At 36.0% G+C, this 18,296-nt stretch carries 16 protein-coding genes; 10 read left to right on the top strand and 6 right to left on the bottom strand.

The features are described 5' to 3' along the window. Positions 1–980 precede the first annotated feature (980 nt). The 3 genes from F6K06_RS02870 to F6K06_RS02880 all read left to right on the top strand — a co-directional run bounded on the left by F6K06_RS02870 (position 981) and on the right by F6K06_RS02880 (position 3,200). Positions 981–1,490, top strand: a complete 510-nt coding sequence (locus tag F6K06_RS02870; protein ID WP_287240050.1) for a hypothetical protein — start codon at positions 981–983, stop codon at positions 1,488–1,490. Positions 1,491–1,845: 355 nt separating this feature from the next. Next, positions 1,846–2,736: a hypothetical protein gene (locus F6K06_RS02875; protein WP_287240052.1), complete on the top strand. Its 891-nt coding sequence runs from the start codon at positions 1,846–1,848 to the stop codon at positions 2,734–2,736. Between the two features lie 14 nt (positions 2,737–2,750). Then, positions 2,751–3,200, top strand: coding sequence for a DUF2996 domain-containing protein (locus F6K06_RS02880; RefSeq protein WP_287240054.1), 450 nt, complete (start codon positions 2,751–2,753; stop codon positions 3,198–3,200). A gap of 114 nt (positions 3,201–3,314) precedes the next feature. Here F6K06_RS02880 and F6K06_RS02885 read toward each other — a convergent pair whose 3' ends face one another. Further along, the gene (locus F6K06_RS02885) at positions 3,315–4,151 is read right to left on the bottom strand and encodes an alpha/beta fold hydrolase (RefSeq protein WP_287240056.1); all 837 of its coding nucleotides are present in this window, start codon (positions 4,149–4,151) and stop codon (positions 3,315–3,317) included. A gap of 154 nt (positions 4,152–4,305) precedes the next feature. Between F6K06_RS02885 and F6K06_RS02890 the strand changes: the two genes are divergently transcribed. Next, positions 4,306–4,440: a hypothetical protein gene (locus F6K06_RS02890; protein ID WP_287240058.1), complete on the top strand. Its 135-nt coding sequence runs from the start codon at positions 4,306–4,308 to the stop codon at positions 4,438–4,440. Positions 4,441–4,665: 225 nt separating this feature from the next. Here F6K06_RS02890 and F6K06_RS02895 read toward each other — a convergent pair whose 3' ends face one another. Beyond that, the gene (locus tag F6K06_RS02895) at positions 4,666–5,397 is read right to left on the bottom strand and encodes a 1-acyl-sn-glycerol-3-phosphate acyltransferase (RefSeq protein WP_124145517.1); all 732 of its coding nucleotides are present in this window, start codon (positions 5,395–5,397) and stop codon (positions 4,666–4,668) included. Positions 5,398–5,698: 301 nt separating this feature from the next. On the opposite strand from F6K06_RS02895, the gene metG reads away from it, so the two are divergent. From metG to F6K06_RS02920, 5 genes are all read left to right on the top strand, one after another. Beyond that, on the top strand, positions 5,699–7,303 hold the full coding sequence (metG, locus tag F6K06_RS02900; protein WP_124145518.1) for a methionine--tRNA ligase: 1,605 nt from the start codon (positions 5,699–5,701) through the stop codon (positions 7,301–7,303). A gap of 119 nt (positions 7,304–7,422) precedes the next feature. Beyond that, on the top strand, positions 7,423–8,037 hold the full coding sequence (locus tag F6K06_RS02905; protein WP_124145519.1) for an NYN domain-containing protein: 615 nt from the start codon (positions 7,423–7,425) through the stop codon (positions 8,035–8,037). Between the two features lie 1,023 nt (positions 8,038–9,060). After that, the gene (gene lptC, locus F6K06_RS02910) at positions 9,061–10,224 is read left to right on the top strand and encodes an LPS export ABC transporter periplasmic protein LptC (protein WP_124145520.1); all 1,164 of its coding nucleotides are present in this window, start codon (positions 9,061–9,063) and stop codon (positions 10,222–10,224) included. Between the two features lie 225 nt (positions 10,225–10,449). Next, the gene (locus tag F6K06_RS02915; protein ID WP_124145521.1) at positions 10,450–11,526 is read left to right on the top strand and encodes a tocopherol cyclase family protein; all 1,077 of its coding nucleotides are present in this window, start codon (positions 10,450–10,452) and stop codon (positions 11,524–11,526) included. A gap of 1,672 nt (positions 11,527–13,198) precedes the next feature. Continuing rightward, positions 13,199–14,959 carry a GspE/PulE family protein gene (locus F6K06_RS02920; protein WP_287240062.1) on the top strand — a complete coding sequence of 587 codons (1,761 nt, stop codon included), beginning with the start codon at positions 13,199–13,201 and terminating at the stop codon, positions 14,957–14,959. Between the two features lie 53 nt (positions 14,960–15,012). Here the strand turns inward: F6K06_RS02920 and F6K06_RS02925 are convergent, their stop codons facing one another. From F6K06_RS02925 to F6K06_RS02940, 4 genes are all read right to left on the bottom strand, one after another. Then, positions 15,013–15,186 carry a hypothetical protein gene (locus F6K06_RS02925; protein WP_161564751.1) on the bottom strand — a complete coding sequence of 58 codons (174 nt, stop codon included), beginning with the start codon at positions 15,184–15,186 and terminating at the stop codon, positions 15,013–15,015. 908 nt (positions 15,187–16,094) lie between these two features. Further along, entirely contained in the window at positions 16,095–16,523 is a 429-nt protein-coding gene (locus F6K06_RS02930; protein WP_287240064.1) for a phosphomannose isomerase type II C-terminal cupin domain, read from the bottom strand. 380 nt (positions 16,524–16,903) lie between these two features. Beyond that, a complete protein-coding gene (locus F6K06_RS02935; protein ID WP_275670468.1) occupies positions 16,904–17,026 on the bottom strand; it encodes a hypothetical protein in 123 nt (40 codons plus the stop codon). 84 nt (positions 17,027–17,110) lie between these two features. Next, a complete protein-coding gene (locus F6K06_RS02940) occupies positions 17,111–17,335 on the bottom strand; it encodes a hypothetical protein (protein ID WP_124147702.1) in 225 nt (74 codons plus the stop codon). Between the two features lie 263 nt (positions 17,336–17,598). On the opposite strand from F6K06_RS02940, the gene F6K06_RS02945 reads away from it, so the two are divergent. Next, complete coding sequence (locus F6K06_RS02945) at positions 17,599–17,955, top strand: hypothetical protein (protein ID WP_287240067.1); 357 nt, start codon at positions 17,599–17,601, stop codon at positions 17,953–17,955. The last annotated feature ends 341 nt before the right edge of the window (positions 17,956–18,296 follow it).

Consider the following 18,296-nt stretch of genomic DNA (forward strand, 5'->3'; position numbering starts at 1 on the left):
CGATAACTTTGTCATTATTTGTAATATTTATCCAATATCTCTAAGTCAGGAAATCTTTTAGTTTCTACCTCATTTCATAACCCTTAAAAGTTACAAAAAAATAATTATTTTGTCAAGTTTCACAGTAGATTTTGTATCAAAAAAAATACAAAAAAAATTACTGTTTTTTGCACATAAATAGGGTTTGCTGATTAACAATAAAACCATTGAAAGGTAAAGGTTTGAGCTTTCTTGGATTCCCACAAAGTGCGCTTGTTTTAGTCTAAAACCCTCAAAAAGTTAGCATAAAAGGCAAACTAAGGACAGAAAAATTGAGGGACAATTCTTACTCCTACCTCCTCTAAATTCCCCATTTCTCCTAACTCGGTCCTCCTGACTCCTGACTCCTACTCCTACCACTCATATCTTTCCATACGCAAACCCTAAATATTTTTTCCTCTGCTTTCAAACTGATACAGCGTGTTTCATATTAGTGAAGTACACCAGTCGCAGGCAAGATGCCCGCACTACAAAGACTTGATCATTAATATTTGTACCTTATATACCTGCAATCTGCTGTACCAAGTTAATCAAAATAAAAATCATCTACGCGATCGCCCTAGTTCACAAGGATGGTACTCGTGCCGATAAAAAATCACTAACAATCAACTTCATCTACACAAAGACAGATTTATCTATACAAAGACAGGCTGTACATCAAAATCAGCCATCAGATTTAGTTAAATCAGGACTTACGCAAATTGACTTTTAAACCACCATCTTTAGGGGGAAATAGTATTCTTTCTCGCTATTATATATAGACTCTCTGCGTAAGTCCTGTAAATATTGACCAGACCCACTAGAATTTAAAAAGAAAACATTCGATCAACTTTGGACAATTTTTATCTTAGGCCATCAGAAAAAATAACACAAATAGTACGATTTTAAGAGAAAATTATACTAGCAATCTCAAATATTATGATTTAAGGAGAGATAAATTAATGATATATAGCCGTAAATTAGCAAAAACTCTAGCCCCAATATTGATCTGCTTATTACTACTAACATCTGCTTGTGGCGGAGCCAAACAACCAAGCCGTTTCGACCAGGCCCAACAACAAAGCAAAACAGAACGTCCTTCCCAAGCCCAACAAGTATCTGGCGGTAGTCTCAACAAATTCTTCCCATCATCAAGTGGCGACTTTAAACTGAACTATGCTCAAGAGAAAAAAGGTTTTGCTCAAGCAAGTCTCAAAAAAGGTGGTCAAGAAGTAGCAGTCATGTCTATCAATGACATCTCCGCTTCCCCTGCTGCAGCCAACAAATTCCAAAACAGCAGCAAACAAATAGGAGGATATCCAGCAGTTGAACAAGGTAAAACTACCACTGCGGTATTAGTAAATAATCGTTTCCAGGTAAAAGCTCAATCAAAAGACCCCTCATTTACCCCCAGCGATCGCGAAGCATGGCTACAAAAATTTAATCTAAGTGGTCTATCAAATCTCAATTGAAGAAGGCAGCTATGCTGAAGGCAGAATTCATTAATGAATAATGGATAGGATTAACGCAGAGCATGAAAAAATGTATTTTTTTCCCCTTTCAAGGGGAGGCAAATATTATTTAATTATTTAATTATTTAATTATTTAATGATTAATTCTTCGGTAAAAATTGCTTATGGATAGTCAACGACACGCCAGTTAGTGTCCGATAACACCAAACAATTTTAAGCATCCCTGTTGAGGGTGGGATATTAAACCTGTCAGAGAAAAGATCGACAATTCTGTCCTTAAACTTCAACAACATACTCTTCCTCTGTGTAACTTTCAAATTTTAATTTTTTAACTAACCAAAGGAGCAACATACAAATGAGCAAACCAATTTTTGAATTAGTAGATGAACTGCCCGAGGATAATCTGACAATTAAATCCTTACGCGCCTTAGATTTTGTTGTTCCTGGAGAATGGGATAACTTGGTAGGATTTGAAAATACCATCCGCACTGTCACAGGAGAAGACGACGAAGACTTAATTCAGCAAATAGGCGATCGCGCCGTAATTCTTTTCAATGACAAAGCTCAAGGATATCAACGTGCTTTGTGGCTATACCAAACTGTCAGTGGAGCAGGTCGTGCCGTAGGTGCAGCTACTCTAGCTAATATGGTTGGTGATAAAATTCCTCTAGTGGGAGGTTTGTTAACTAGTCTGACACCTAAACCAGCAAAAGGCCAAACTATCGATCTATCTCTAAAAGTAGTTGCTGAATTATTAGGTTTTTGCTCCATCAATGGCATTCCCGGAGATAGTATTGGTGACTTTGTAGGCGCTTTGGGTGATTATAGTGGGGAATCTTTGATGCGTTTAGCAGCCTTAGTTTGTTTTGATGGTTTAATTCCTCTTGGGCCAGACTTTTTACAAGCAGTTTCAGAATGGATCGAACGACTCTCCCCCTCAGACCTGGAAGAAAACGAAGGTTTCAGAGAAATGGAAGATGCTATTCCTGGAGATAATAAAGACAGTAAGTTAGGCTTTATTGGGGAAGCTTTCGGCTCTGTTTCTGGTTGGATGGGAGATTTTGTTAGCGATCGGGGCATTACACCAGGAAATGTGGCCAATAGTCTGCAAGGTTTCGTAGAATTTAGTGATGATAAATTGGATTATTTGGCTGCATTCCTAGATGTGAGTACCAATTATTATGAACATACAGGAGTTCAAACCCTGGCTCGTCGTTTAGTAGAACGAGCTTATGCAGAAATTTAATTAAGGAACCATTTATGGCTGAAGAACAAGAAGCTAAACAATCTGAAACTAAGCCTGCTGGAGGCAAGGTGAAAAAAGAAAAGCCCCCTGCTGTGGAAGATAAGCCTTTTGCGGAGTTTATACAGCAAGATTATTTGCCAGCTTTGCAAGAAGCTCTAACTCAGCAAGGTATTGACGATCTTGACCTGAACCTAGTTAAACAGAAATTACCGATGCTTGGCCTCAGTTCATCTGAAGAATGTTGGCAAGTGATGGGTAAGTTTAAACAAGGCCAGCGTCAGTTCAATGTTTATTTCCCGAAAAAAGATATTAAAGGCCCTAGAGCTTTTTCTTGTGCGGACAATGGTGCAAAACCTGCTACTCTGGAACCTTTTTTAATTGATGAGCGTAAAATTACTTTGGGTTTATTGGTGTTTGGCGTGATTCAACGTCTGAATGCTCAAAAGTGGCTAAGTTTAAATTAGTGCAAAAAGGCAGAAGGCAGCGGGAGCTGGAGGCAGAAGGGAAGGAAGGTTATTGTAAAAGCTTTTGAACCTTTTTTTACTGGTTAGTCATTTTCGCTATCCTGCACTAGAAAGTTAAGTTGTAGCGATCTTTTGTGTAGTAGATACTATGTTTCTCTCTGCTCCAACTAACTCGCTGCCCCATCGGTTTCTAATAATTTCGTAGAAGTCCACGTCTGTTTCTAGCAAGCAGGCGTGACCACTATTTGGCAGAATAACCATTTTAGCTTCAGGCAAATGCTTGACTAAAAACTTAGCTTGTGATATAGAAGGCAATAGTCTATCGGCTGCACTAGCAATAACTAATACAGATTTTTTTAACTTTTTTAGTTGATTCTTGTCTACCTGGAATGAACGCATTAACTCTAATCGCCAGATTGAGGTCTGTTGAGAAACTGACTGCATGGCCTCTAATAAGGCTTGACGTTCTGCCCTTTCTATCCGGCCTAGAGCTGCTAAAAATGGTAAAGTTCCTGTAACCGATAATCTATACAAATAGCTTGGTAAGTATTGAGTTAGATATGAGCCATATTTGACTAAAGGTTGTTGACTGAATGAGGAGGCTGAATTGACTAAAATCAGCTTGTTGAATAATTCAGGAGTAGTAAAAGCAACTTTTAGGGCTAGACATCCACCAAAAGACTCTCCACATAGGTAAACAGGTCTTTCCGGTATTGCCTGTCTTTCTATTTCAATTAACTCTACTGTCTTTTCTAATAACTGTTCCCAGCTTGATAGATCGTTGGGTGGGATACTCAGACAGCGAAGGTCGAAAGCAGTTGATAATCTGGACTGTTGCGATCGCAACAATTTACCTGTTCCATCCATAGCAGGCAAGAAAATCAATAAAGGTAATTCTGGTCTAGGTTTAGTTGGCCTTAAAAAACTAATTTGGCTATTTGCCACTTGCATGATTGAATACAAATAAAAAGTAATTAATGATTGATAATTTAATGATTAACAGTTAATATCTCTGAGTAATTTATCATTTACCTTCTATATCTATAGATTAGATTTTTTTTTCTACGAACTACCTAATTATTACTTAAGATTCGCCTAGTGCAGGATGGCGGAAATAACTGACCAGTTACAAAATCCTAAAACAATTACAATTGAAGAAGGAGACAGGAGACAGGAGACAGGAGACAGGAGGAAAATTACATGGGGATTCTCACCCCAAGTAATTTTGAACACCGTGTAGATGGTGGGGTATTAAACCCACAAAGAAAATGATCAAAAATGATTGACTTTTAACTTCCGGGTAGCCGCACTAGTCTGACTTAACTAGCAATATAATAGTTTCGGTTTAGGAGAAAACAAAATTAAATTATTTAATTATTAAATTTATTGATGAATAAGAGCAATTTTTTATATGAGTTTCTAGAATAAAAATTGAGACATCAAGCAAAAGTTAAAGGTTTAATCCTTAAATACAACCTTCTATAAGTAAATTAGCAATTTCTTGGCTAACATAATCAGTCAAATTGTTGACTAACTGTTTAGCGTATTTTCCATGATATTGCTGACGGTGGGAAGGCTTAACCCAAAACGGGCGACCAAACATGATATTAGAACGCTGATAAACTATCGCTGGATGCCATCCAGGTTGATTAAATAAAGGTTCTGAAGGATCGAAAAAACTTAACAACTTCAAAGGTATTCTCGAAGAAATTAACTGCTCATCAGATGAAGCGATCGCCACTGGCAAAATTGCCAAATTTGCAACTGGCGAGCGCAAGGCCAAATGAGCAAATCCTCTTTGAAAATCACTAATCAAATTAGGTGGAGTACACCGAACTATAGGTGCAGCTCCTTCAGGGAAAACCCCCACCATTTCTTCAGCTTGTAATAACTTTGTTGCCTGTCGGAAAAAATCTTGTTGTCTACGACTCGAATTATCTAAAGGGAAACAACCTAAACCAGTAACCATTTCTCGCAGTAGAGGCACTTGGCCCATATAGTGATGACAAGCAAATTTAATTTGCCGATTAACGGCCACTGTCAGTAACAAAGGGTCCATAAAACTACGATGGTTACTTACAACAATTATGCCTCCTTCTGAAGGAATCCTGTCTGCATGATAAACAAAAGTTCTACTGCCAATAGCAGCTAAGAACAAACGAGAAATAAGCAGTAGATTATTTGCTTGGCCTCCCATCTTACCTCTGAATAATTAGGTATGTAAATTCTAAACTCTCATAAATATTTTCTCAGAATAGTAACGTTAGGATACCAAAAGTTAAAATTTCTTTGAGAAAGTCCAGAAAAACATAGTAACAGCATTACTGTTATTGTAGGGGGTTTTATTGGCTTTTACAGATCAATCAATTAATGATGTTGATTAGGTCAATAAACAACCAGTTAAACAAAGTATAAATCAAATAGGTCGATACTATCTAGACTCGTTATGATTGTACCCAGAATCAGTTCAAATCAATAGTATTTTACTCTGATTTTCCATGAAAAACACATATAAAACTCAGGATACCTTTGCAATTACAACTCCCCTTTACTACGTTAACGCTCTACCGCATATAGGCAGTGCTTATACAACTATTGCTGCCGATACGGTAGCTCGTTTTCAAAGGCTACAAGGTAAATCAGTGCTAATGATTACTGGAACAGACGAGCATGGCCAAAAAATTCAAAGGACAGCTCAGAGCAAAGGCAGGTCCCCCCAAGAACACTGTGATTTAGTGGTATCAGGATTTGAATCTCTCTGGCAACAACTAAATATTCAATATGACCGTTTTAGTCGTACTACTGCATCTAACCACGAGTTAATTGTCAAAGAATTTTTTCAAAGAGTTTGGGATCGAGGTGATATCTATTTAAGTCAGCAACAAGGATGGTATTGCGTAGCTTGTGAAGAATTTAAAGAAGAGCGCGAACTTCTAGAAGAGAAATATTGCCCCATCCATACTAACCAAAAAGTAGAATGGCGCGACGAGGAAAATTACTTCTTTCGTCTTTCTAAATATCAGGAAAAACTACAAGCTTTTTATCGAGAAAAGCCTAATTTTATTCAGCCAGAAAGCCGTCGCAATGAAGTCTTAAATTTTGTTAACCAAGGATTACAAGACTTTTCAATCTCTAGAGTTAATGTAGATTGGGGTTTTCAACTACCAGTCGATCCCAGCCATACTATCTATGTTTGGTTTGATGCTCTATTAGGTTATGTAACAGCACTCCTAGATCCTGATAGTGAACCTACCCTAGAGAATGCTTTATCAAAATGGTGGCCGATTAATTTACACCTAATTGGTAAAGATATACTGCGTTTCCATGCTATTTATTGGCCAGCAATGCTAATGTCAGCAGATTTACCAATCTCTCATCATGTTTTTGGACATGGATTTTTGACCAAAGATGGGAAGAAAATGGGTAAATCTTTGGGCAATACCTTAGATCCATTTGAATTACTAAAAAAGTATGGCTCTGACGCAGTTCGTTACTATTTTCTCAAAGAAATAGAATTTGGAGTTGATGGTGATTTTAGTGAAACCCGCTTTATTAATGTCCTAAACGCTGACTTAGCTAATGACTTGGGTAATCTGCTAAATCGTACTCTCAAAATGGCTCAGAAATACTTCAAAGGCCAAATTCCTGATATTCACGGTGAGGAAATAGAAGTCACTCATCCACTTAAAGCAATAGGCATGAGTTTGGGCGAACAAGTTATTCAAGCTTATACTGATTTAGCTTTTAGTCAAGTTTGTGAAGCCGTATTGGCCTTAGTGAGAACTAGCAATAAATATATAGACGAAACTGCTCCTTGGAGTCTATATAAGCAGTGTCAGTTAGAGGCCCTAGCAGAAGTATTATATTCTGTGTTGGAATCTGTTAGACTAGCGTCCTATCTTTTATCACCAATAATTCCCAATATTAGTAATGCTATCTATCAGCAACTAGGTTTCTCAAATGACTTTAACGATAAATCAGTAATTAATAGTTCAGAAATTTTTGTCAAACAAACAAACTGGGGCGCTTTACCAAAAAATCAAATTCTTGGGCAACCTCAACCGATTTTTCAAAGAATAGAACTGGCAGAAACTGTTTCTTAAAAAGCTAATTGTAGTATCGTTTTTTTAAAATTACATTGTCTGTTTTTTGTGCTAAAAAATTATATCTGACTTAAGAATTCAATGTCTTTAATCAATAAAAAAAACTGAGGTTAAAAATCATGTTGAATCATCAACAAATAGAAATTAATGAGATATTTACTCCCGAACAAATTCTAGAAAATCGTGGTAGAGTAGCAATTTTTATTGATGGGTCTAATCTATTTTATGCTGCTTTGCAATTAGGAATAGAAATTGATTACACTAAGCTTCTTTGTCGTCTTACTGGTGGTTCTCGCCTTCTACGTTCCTTTTTCTATACAGGAGTAGATCGTACTAATGAAAAACAGCAAGGATTTTTGCTGTGGATGCGTCGTAATGGTTATCGTGTCATTTCTAAAGATTTAGTACAACTACCAGATGGTTCTAAAAAAGCTAATCTTGATGTGGAAATAGCAGTTGATATGATGGCTTTAGTAGGTTCTTATGATACTGCTATATTGGTTAGTGGAGATGGAGATTTAGCTTATGCCGTAGATGCTGTGAGTTATAGGGGTGTTCGGGTCGAGGTAGTTAGTCTTAGGTCTATGACTAGCGATAGTTTAATTAATGTGTCTGACCGTTATGTAGATCTAGAAAACATTAAAGAAGACATCCAAAAAACTTCTAAGTCTCCTAGTTATACCTATCGTCCCCTATCAGTTATAGGTTTAATGGAAGAACATGATGAAAGATAATACTTGTTCTAATTTAATTTAGAAAAATGACCAAATTCTAGAACAATAATCAATTTCAAAGTGTTGTTAGTTTTTGTTGATGTTAGTAGATTAATAACTAGAGAATTATATACTCTACATTTAATCGGTAAGTTAAAGCAAAAATTGAATATTATTTGCTACAAGGAAAGTTAGAAAATTGGGAATTATCTAAGTAAAAGCTGGAAAATTTTCGTTCATAATTAAAAACTTTCCTTGAGTTTTTTTTACTGGTAGAATAGCAATTTTATAAATGTTTGTTACACTTTCTTGAGTAGGGGAGTAGGGGAGTGGGAAAGAAATAAACATAAGAATAATTAACAACAACTGATGTTCTAATTATCAAAAAAAGTCATTCCGCCTGTGTTAATTATTTACAGCGCAATTCATTTAAGTAAACTACAAAATTCTTTGAGGTTATGGAGTAGGCAGTAAGAGAATGCTTTGACCAAAAAATAAGGTCATTTCTCAAAAAGTTTTCTACATTTTATTGAGCAGGGGAGTAGGGCAGGACTAATTGATTGTCACTAGAGAAAAATTGATAGGGATTGATAGGGAGATGGGGACTTACCCCTAACCCATCCCAGGAGGGGGGGATGGGGAGATTCTTATATTTGCACAATTAAATGTATTTCATAATAAATCAAGGTCATTTCATTCTAGATTTTGACAATGAATTTATTGATTTTCAGACAGCGAAAGATAAATTTCCTAAAGCTGTAAATAACGTGGCTTCGTCAATACATAAAATGGGACAGTTTAGAATGAAACAGCCCTGCATATAAATATTCTCTGATGACAATGAATTAGCCCTGCCTTTCAAGGGAATGAAAAAAATAAACTTTAGTATTTTAAGCCTCTGACTTCAGCGGTCAGTACTGATAACTGATAACTGAAATAACCACTGTAGTCTATCTATTTGAAAACCGCTATAATTCTCAGTCTATATATTCATTAACACTTTCCAGTACTATCTCTATTAACTACTATTCTTGTAGATTTTTTATGATCGAACAAAATAATTCTTTTTCTTATTTCCATAACTCATCAATACCTTTATTCATCTTAGTAACCTTACTTCTAGGAATAACTGCTTGTAATCAACAAAATCAAGTTCAAGAAAATATATCGGAACAACCAATTCCTACTCAGACACCAGAGAGTGATTTAACTTTAAATGATGTTACTTTAGAAGAAGCATCAGAAGAAGGTCAAATGTTGTGGCGAGTAAAATCTCAACGAGCTTCATATTTGCAAAATCAAGAATTAATAAGAGTTACAAAACCTGAAGGTGAATTATTTCAAGACGGAAAAGTAACCTATAAAATTACTGCTTTACAAGGAGAAGTATATCAAGATGGAAACAAAATTATACTGATAGATGAAATAGAAGTATATGATATTCAAAATAAAGTAGTTATTAGAGGACAACAACTAGAATGGTTGACAGAACCAGGAATTATTATTGTCACTAATAATATTACAGGTAGTAATGAACAAATACAAGCATCAGCTCAGAAAGCAAAAGTTATTAGTAAAGAAAAAAAAATAGAGTTTTATGGTCAAGTAGTAGCCATGGTCAAAGAACCTGTGCTTAAAATACAAACAGAACAACTATTTTGGGAAATAGAGCAAAAAAAATTGCTGACTAATCAACCTATAAAAATCGAACAACTCAAAGATAAAAATGTTATTGGCAGTGCTTATGGTGACGAATCAGAATATGATTTAGGCAATAAAATAGCTACTCTCAAGAAAAATGTGCAGCTACTCCAAACTGACCCAAAAGTACAAATAAGTAGCGACTTAGTTACTTGGAATATGCCACAAAATTTGATTACTTCTCCAGGACCTATAACAGTATTAGAACAAGAAGAAAAAGTAGTTTTGAAAGCTAATCAAGGTCAAGGAAATTTTCAAAACAATACCTTCAATTTATCAGGAAATGTTATTGGTGTAGGGCAAAAAAATCAAGCTCAGTTAAATAGCGATCGCCTAACTTGGTACTTTGAAAATCAGACTTTTGAAGCACAAGGAAACGTATTTTATCGTCAAGTTGATCCGCCATTTAATGTTAGAGGTCCTCGGGCAGTTGGACAACTAGAAAATGAAAAAGTTACCATTGAAGGTGGTAGTAGTAATGTAGTCACAGAAATTATTCCTCAATGAAGGCAGGAGGCAGGAGGCAGGAGGCAGGAGGCAGGAGGCAGGAGGAAGAAAGAAGAAGTTAAGAAGGAAAAATCTTACGTTGTCTGAGTTTTCAGCTTTTGATATATCCGCGACCTTTCCTTCGACTTCTATATACACAGTTGATGTTTATCAAAATAATTAAGTCGCGCAACCTTATCTCAAAAATTTTCATAAAATATTCTGAAGTATATTATATTCGCAGTTGTGAGAACATATCCAAAACAAACACCCCATAGTGGCTATCACTGGGATGGTAGCGATCGCCGTTTCTTTGAAGGTTGGTATTACCGAGTCACTTTACCAGAAGAGAAACAAACCTTCGCCTTTATGTACTCTATAGAAGACCCTATAGGTGGCCAACCTTACAGCGGTGGTGGCGCTCAAATTCTCGGCCAAAATGATGAATATCTCTGTCGCACCTTCCCAGATGTCAACAAATTTTGGGCAGCACCAGAAGTACTGGAATTAGGTCATTGGGGAAAAACAAATTTACCAGCTCCCATTGGTTATCTAGACCCACAAGTATTCGACGCTCAAATCAAAGAAGGATATCAAGCTACTGCCACTTGGCATCAAGGAATTCTCTCTGACCCTGGAAAAAATAATTACTGTCGTTGGCAATATCAAACAAAACCTATCTATGGCTGGGGAGACCCAGATGCACAACAACAATCAACTGCTGGTTGGATATCATTTTTACCAATTTTTGAGCCTGGATGGCAAATATTAATGGCTCATGGTCTTGCCACTGGATGGATAGAATGGAATGGCAATATGTATGAGTTTACCAATGCACCAGCATATAGTGAGAAAAATTGGGGTGGTGCTTTCCCTAAAAAGTGGTTTTGGTTCAACTGCAATAGTTTCTATGATGAATCAGATTTAGCTTTAACTGCTGGTGGTGGTAAGCGAGGAGTATTGTGGTGGATGGAAGAAGTGGCAATGGTGGGTATTCATTATCAAGGTAAGTTTTATGAGTTTGTACCGTGGAATTCGGAAGTACATTGGCAAATTCAGCCTTGGGGAGAATGGCAAATGCAAGCCAAAAATGACAAGTTTGAAGTAGAATTGAATGGGACTACGAACTTATCTGGTACACCTCTACGAGCACCATCTGAAAAGGGATTAATATTTTTGTGCCGGGATACTATGCGCGGTCATTTAATCTTGAGGTTAAGGGAAAACCGGGGTACTCATTCAAAATTGATTCTTGAAGCAAGAAGTGATTTATGTGGTTTAGAAGTTGGTGGGGAGTCTTGGGAGAAAACTTGGATTAATTAGGGTTTGCTGAAAAAGTCTTATGGGTGAGGGTAGGAGACAGGAGACAGGAGACAGGAGACAGGAGAAATTGGAATGAGCGAGGAGGTAGGAGCTAAGTTTTGTCCCAAGATTGTTCTGCGCAACTCTTGACCAAAATCCGCTCCTAATTGAACCATTACCACCCAAAACCTCGCACTTTTTGATACTTAAAAAGGCACTTACCTTTATCTATCAATGCTTTGAGATTTAATCAGCAAGCCCTAATTAATATAATAGACATCTCCAGAAAAGAGGCAGTAGGCAGTAGGGAGAAAGAATTGATAATTCCTGTGTGAGAATTGATTTTATTTTTTATTTTTGGAGATGTCTAATACCAAATTTACAAGACTTACACAAAATTAGGGCGTTATTTTATGCCCTAACTGATTCTTAAGTCTTCTTCCTTATTCTGTCTAGAAATGCTTAATTATTACTAATCATCTGGACATGATATTACACATTTTCTGGTCAAAAAATACCTGTTTGAGTAACATTCCGCAGGAAGAGTCGATCTGCATAAGGGAATTACATCAATGCCCTAAAAATGCCTGGGAGCTTTAGTAGTAAAAGAATTATACTTTTTCAAATCAAATTTTCTACCTGTATATATTTGAGACTATTTTATGGCTCTATTTTTTGTAATTCCCAATAAAAATAAATTCTCTTGCAGCCGTTGTATAAAGGCTCAAATTATTTTGAGTGTGGCATAGTTACTATAGTAATCCTAAATCATTGATGATAATTTTATTGCTTCGGTTTCCGTCATTACCGAATAATTAACTAATTAATAATTAAATAATTCTGGTTTAAAGCCTCCCCTTGATCGGGGAAAAAGCGGTCGAGGGATGGATGGGTTTCCTAACCATATCCAATCAACCAAGAAAAAAGAAATAATATTTCCTTATATTCAATCAAGAGCGGTTTTAACCAGAGGTAATTATCAATTATCCATTAATGAACTGTTCTCTATTCCCTAAAATTTACAATATCTCACAACTAAAATAAGATTGCTATACAATGATTCATCAGTTAGGTTGATACTTCATGCTCATCTAGGAGATAAAAAAATATTGGTATTTCCAGTTTTTTTTCCTCCTCATAAAAGTTCCCATCTTGAACAGGAATAAATAATGATAAATTCAGTTCCATACCCCCCTTAAAAAGTAAAAATATATTTGAAAATAACAGAAGTACGAGGCTGATTTAAGATACTCTATTATACAACATTTATCATTTTCTTTGTGGGTTTAATACCCCACCGTCTACACGGTGTTCAAAATTACTTGGGGTTAGAATCCCCATGTAATTTTCCTCCTGTCTCCTGTCTCCTGTCTCCTGTCTCCTTCTTCAACCCGTTTTTAAATCACAAATTATTTGTATAATCATATACATAAATTTGATTCATTGTTAAAACAAGAATTATCGATTTATTATATTAAGTTGATATTATTTTTAAGCTCTCTAGTTCCCTATTATCTTTCACCTTTTCCAGAATATTTTCTACAAAACCTTTCTGAAAACTCCTACACAAGACCAAAATCATAAATGGGTTTTCATTTAATCATAACAGTACTATTCTCAGAAGTTGGAGGAGAACAAAAAATATTTTTTCCTTGATGCAATATGATTAAAAACCATCTCTAATTAATTGACTATGAGTGCATCAACTTCTGTTCTATCAGCTTGGCAACTATTAAGAAATCGTGAAATTACTTGCCAACAAGCATTGGAAAATTTAGTAGATAAACGAGGAATAGTAAATCTACAACTACTTGATAAAGAAGTAGCATATCGTTTCTTTAGAGAATTTCCAGATCGAAAAGATTTACCACCAGTTATTCCCCTACTGTTATGGCGTAACTGTTATTACTTAGCTTCCCCTATAGAAATATGTGCTGATGAGATGAAAAATATGAGTGATCGCACTTTTTCTGACATCAAAATTATTTTTATTGCAGAAAAGAGCTATAGTGCCTGGTATCATAGAGAAAAAATAGACCCCAAGTCTATTTCTGGGAATCAGTTAATTAATCCTTTAACTGGAGAGCTAGAAGAAGAAGATGTCAGCGCCACCACAGAATTATATCTTTCCCAAGCTGCAGACCAAATTGGTCGGATTAAAACAATCATTTCCGGCGCTCTGCGTAACCGTGCTAGTGACATCCATCTTGAACCGACTGGAGATGGTCTAAGAGTACGTTACCGTATTGATGGCATCCTCAGAAATATTACCACCCTACCAGCAGATATTGGTCGTCGAGTAGTGGTTGCTATTAAGGTGATGTGTGATATGGATATCGCTGAAAGTAGATGTCCTCAAGATGGGAGAATTAGTGAACAATATGTAGGAGACGATGATTCTAATATAGGAATAGATTTACGAGTCAGTACCCTTCCCTGTGTCGGAGGGGAAAAAGCTGTGATTAGGTTACTAACTTCCAAAAATCCTTTTTCTAGTTTGGATAAATTGGGATTTTCTGAGCGGAGTTTGAGTGTATACAAAAGTTGGTTACATCAACCACAGGGAATGATTATTTTTACAGGACCAACTGGTTCTGGAAAAACAAGCACCCTATACACCAGTTTGTTATCAGTGACAACAGAACACGTTAATGTCGTTACTGTTGAAGACCCAGTAGAATATGTATTGCCCGGAATTACTCAAACTCAGGTAAATGAAAGAGCAGGAATGACTTTTGCCGCTGGTTTACGGGCAATTTTGCGTCAAGACCCTGATATTATTATGATGGGAGAAATACGCGATCGCGAGACAGCGGATACAGCAGTAAGAGCTGCATTGACTGGTCACTTAGTCTTGACTACTCTTCATACTAATGATGCTATAGGTGCAATTCCTCGGTTAAAGGATATTGGTCTTGACCCTGCTTTGATGAGTGATGCGCTATTGGGTATTGTTGCACAAAGATTAGTGCGCAAAATTTGCCCCCATTGTGGAGAAGCTTATACTCCCACAAAAACTGATTTACAAATATTGGGTTTAGAGCAGCCGCAAATATTACCTTCTATGAGTTTGGCTGTTAGCAAAAGTCTATCTGCTTATGCTTCTGCTTTGAATAATGGCAATGGGGGGCAAACTATATCTGCTGTTACTCCGAGTATAAAACATGAAATTCAGGGAAAATGGCGTATTGGTCGTGGTTGCTCTAATTGTTTCCATTCTGGTTATTCTGGTAGAGAAGCAATTGTAGAATTATTGGATGTAGATGATCGGGTTCGTGAGTTGATTTATGAAGGTACTATGACTCAATTACAGCGTTATTTGAAGCAAAATGGTTTTGTTTCTTTCCAAACTGCTGCTGTTGAAAAGGTAACTCAAGGAATAACTACAGTTGAAGAAGTACAGCGTGTTTTGCCACGTAGTGCTTTATATACTCACAATTTTACCAGAGGTTGATATTAAATAGGGTTTGCTGAAAAAGTCTTATGAGTGAGGGTAGGAGTCAGGAGTTAGGAGTCAGTAGGGGAGGCATGGGTAGGGCGACGTACAAGAGAAAAAAAGAAGGAAGATAAAGAAGAAAGTTTTTTATCATCAGGACTTACGCATACCACCGCATATAGTAGGGGTTGACGACCGTTAACCCCTGCAAATGGTGTATAATTTTGTCTTTTGCGTAATATCATGTCCGCTTGAATACTTTTGAATACTTATACTTTGGTGGAAGGAAGACAGAGGGTAGAAGGCAGCTATGCTGTTTGCGTAGCATTCCGTAGGAAAGAGTTTCTTTTAATTGAAACTTAATTCTATACACAAACGATGCTATCGGACATGATATAAGTCCGGATCATGGTATTAAGTGATTAAACTGATACACATAACTTTCCAGGTAGACCCTAATGGTGTGTAATATAACTTTTTGGCGTTGGTGATTTGAAGTATGATATCATTTCCAGATCATTAGGGGTCAAAAAACTTTCTCCCTCTATTCCTCTTTCTTATTCTTTCTTACCTCCTGAGTTCTGAGTTCTGACTCTTAAGTAATTAAGATTAATATCATACACTAATTCACCAATGCCAACTTTTTTTAGTATCCTCACCCATTTTTAGGTTTCTCAGTCCAGTTATAGTGCGCTAACAAAGTTTAACAGATAATTATATCATTAATTATAGCAGTTTTCACAAAGGTAGGCTACAGAACTTCTGCCCTCAGCATAAGTGTCTTCTGCCTTTAAGTAAAAATCTCTGTATTCTATAGTTAATGAAAACTACTATAATATGATCTATGGATAGATATTTCAAAAATATAGCTGTTTTTTAGGCAGTCCTACAACCATAATGCTATGGATTGAACTTGGGACAAATTACCTGATGATGTCAGCTCCGATGATCAAGAAAGAAGATGTATTTTGGTTTCTTTCCTACTCATAGTTTTTTCCACTCCAGGTCTCCCCTATTCCCCTACTCTCCCCTACTCCCTCTACCATTACGCGAGCAGTACTACAGTTTTTTATTTAATGCCGGAGTGGACTAAATAACCTCTGTTTTCTGCTTTTCTTAGTGAAAACTGCTATGAGCGATCGCCTACCTAAAATTATTTTGAAGATACTTCTGCATCAGCTTCTGGAAAACGAGTAATATCATCTTCCCCAAGATATTCCCCATTTTGAATTTCAATCATTACTAGAGGAATTGTACCAGGATTTTCTACACGATGTGCTGTGTTTGGTGGAACATAAGTTGATTGTTTTTGCAGGAGCAAATGTTCTGTACCATCAAACACAACTTTAGCAGTACCAGAAACCACAATCCAATGTTCACTACGATGATAGTGCATTTGGGTCGTAATATGATGTTTTGGTTTGACCTCTATACGATTAATTTTGTAACGTGGACCTTCTTCCAACATTGTGACTGTACCCCAAGGCGGTGTTCTTGTAGGATATTCATGTTGACTTGAGACCGTAGCTTCAGAATTTACAACTGGGGTCGAAGACTGTTGATTATTTTGTGTTTCACTCATAAATTTTTTTTCGATTACATCAAATAATAATCTACTTTCACATTTTACTACAGAATGCCATTGACATCCTCCCGACGCTGCTCTGGAAGACAGTGCAAGTCCTGCTCCATTGCTGATAGGGGCTTTTTGCTAGATAACATCAAGTTTTTTGTTTTAATCTTGCTTTTAGGATGTCTTATTTTATGTCCGGTCTTTTTCTGGGGACTAAAATTCATCATATCTGGGACAATATCGAATAAATATTCCCCAGTGATCACCCACAAATCACCATACATACCTACCCAAAAGTTGTTATGTCTTCTGTCTTTTCGTCCTGGTTCTTTTGATCGACAAATATATCTTTGATCTCCTGACTTTTTGATACAATTACCATGGTAAGATCAAGCTGTGTAAGCAATAGCTATTAGTAAAATCAAATTGGTCAAGGGTTGTTTATTAGCTCGACTTCCTTCTAGATTATATCCCCCTGTTTTACCATCTTTAAACATCGCCTCAATACCCATTCTCGACCGATAAATTTTGATAACTTCATCTAAACTTTCAAGATTTGTTAGTAAATACCAAGGTTCCTGTCTTGAGTGCGTCTTTCATTCCGAGGAGACCTCGGAATTACGCACTCGCTTTTCTAGTTGATGATTATATTTGATTTTCCAATATGCAGCCAAATTAAATTTACCGAAACCTTTGTATTTAGTGAGATTAATGTTACTGAAAAATATTTGGGTTCCAGGAGCTACAGGCAAATCACTCAAAGGCTGGTATTTTTGACGATTTTTTCTATAGTTAGTATTTTGTTTTTGTCTAAATATCAAATTTATTTTTTGAGTCTTAGACCTAATTTTTAGCCAGTGATATCACTCTATACCATGAAATTATCGGTCTCCAATAACTACCAGTTTATATTTTTTCTATCAACCTAAAACTGATTGAATAAGTGCTTTTTGTTCCCTGAAATTAGTCGAGCCTTTTTGGAGCAAAATTTGCCAGTAAATCGGTAATGCTCGTTTTTTATAGATCACAGCAATTTTATTAGAGAATTAAATACTGAGACGAAAAAACTTTGAGAAAGAATAGTTTGCAAAGTAAATTTCCTCAAGTAAGAGACAGAGCTATAACAATTTTATTTCAGTTGCGGGTAAAAAGATCTTTTAATTTAGGGAAAAGGGAACATGGCATAAAGGTAAAAGTTTCAGAGTTTTTATATATTCTTAGATTTTTTACAGCAGAAATAGACTTAAGATATTTAGATGAAAGTAGATTTTCTTTGAAGACAGATATTCCTGACGGATGGCAAGAACAATCAGAAATAATAACCTTCAAGAGTTGTCAAAGTAAAATAATTCATTTCCTGGGATTAATGGAATGTAAAAATCAACTAAATTACGAAATACATCAGGGAGTAATTGACAGTGAAATAGTCATTAATTTTTGAGATAAGTTTAGTAAAGATTTAGCTAAACTCTTGTTCTGTAGTTATAGATCAAGCTTCAATTAATACGAGCCTTGAACAAGGAAGAAGAAAGAAGGAAAAAGTGGATGGGTACTAAAATCCCAAGCAATTGTAAACACTGTGTAGACGGTAAAGTTTTGCTACATCTTAGTTAATAAGATCATAGAGAGTAGGAAGATAGTCAATTATGAATAATATATCTTCACTTCATGTCTATAATCGTTAAAAACATAACTATGCTTGACTCATTATTTAATAATTGAAGTATTGAATAAACATAGATTTTTTTTAGATAATGGGGTATATGTCAATTATTAAAATAT

The sequence above is a fragment of the Okeania sp. SIO1H4 genome (genome assembly GCF_010672695.1).
GTDB classification, from domain to species: domain Bacteria; phylum Cyanobacteriota; class Cyanobacteriia; order Cyanobacteriales; family Microcoleaceae; genus Okeania; species Okeania hirsuta.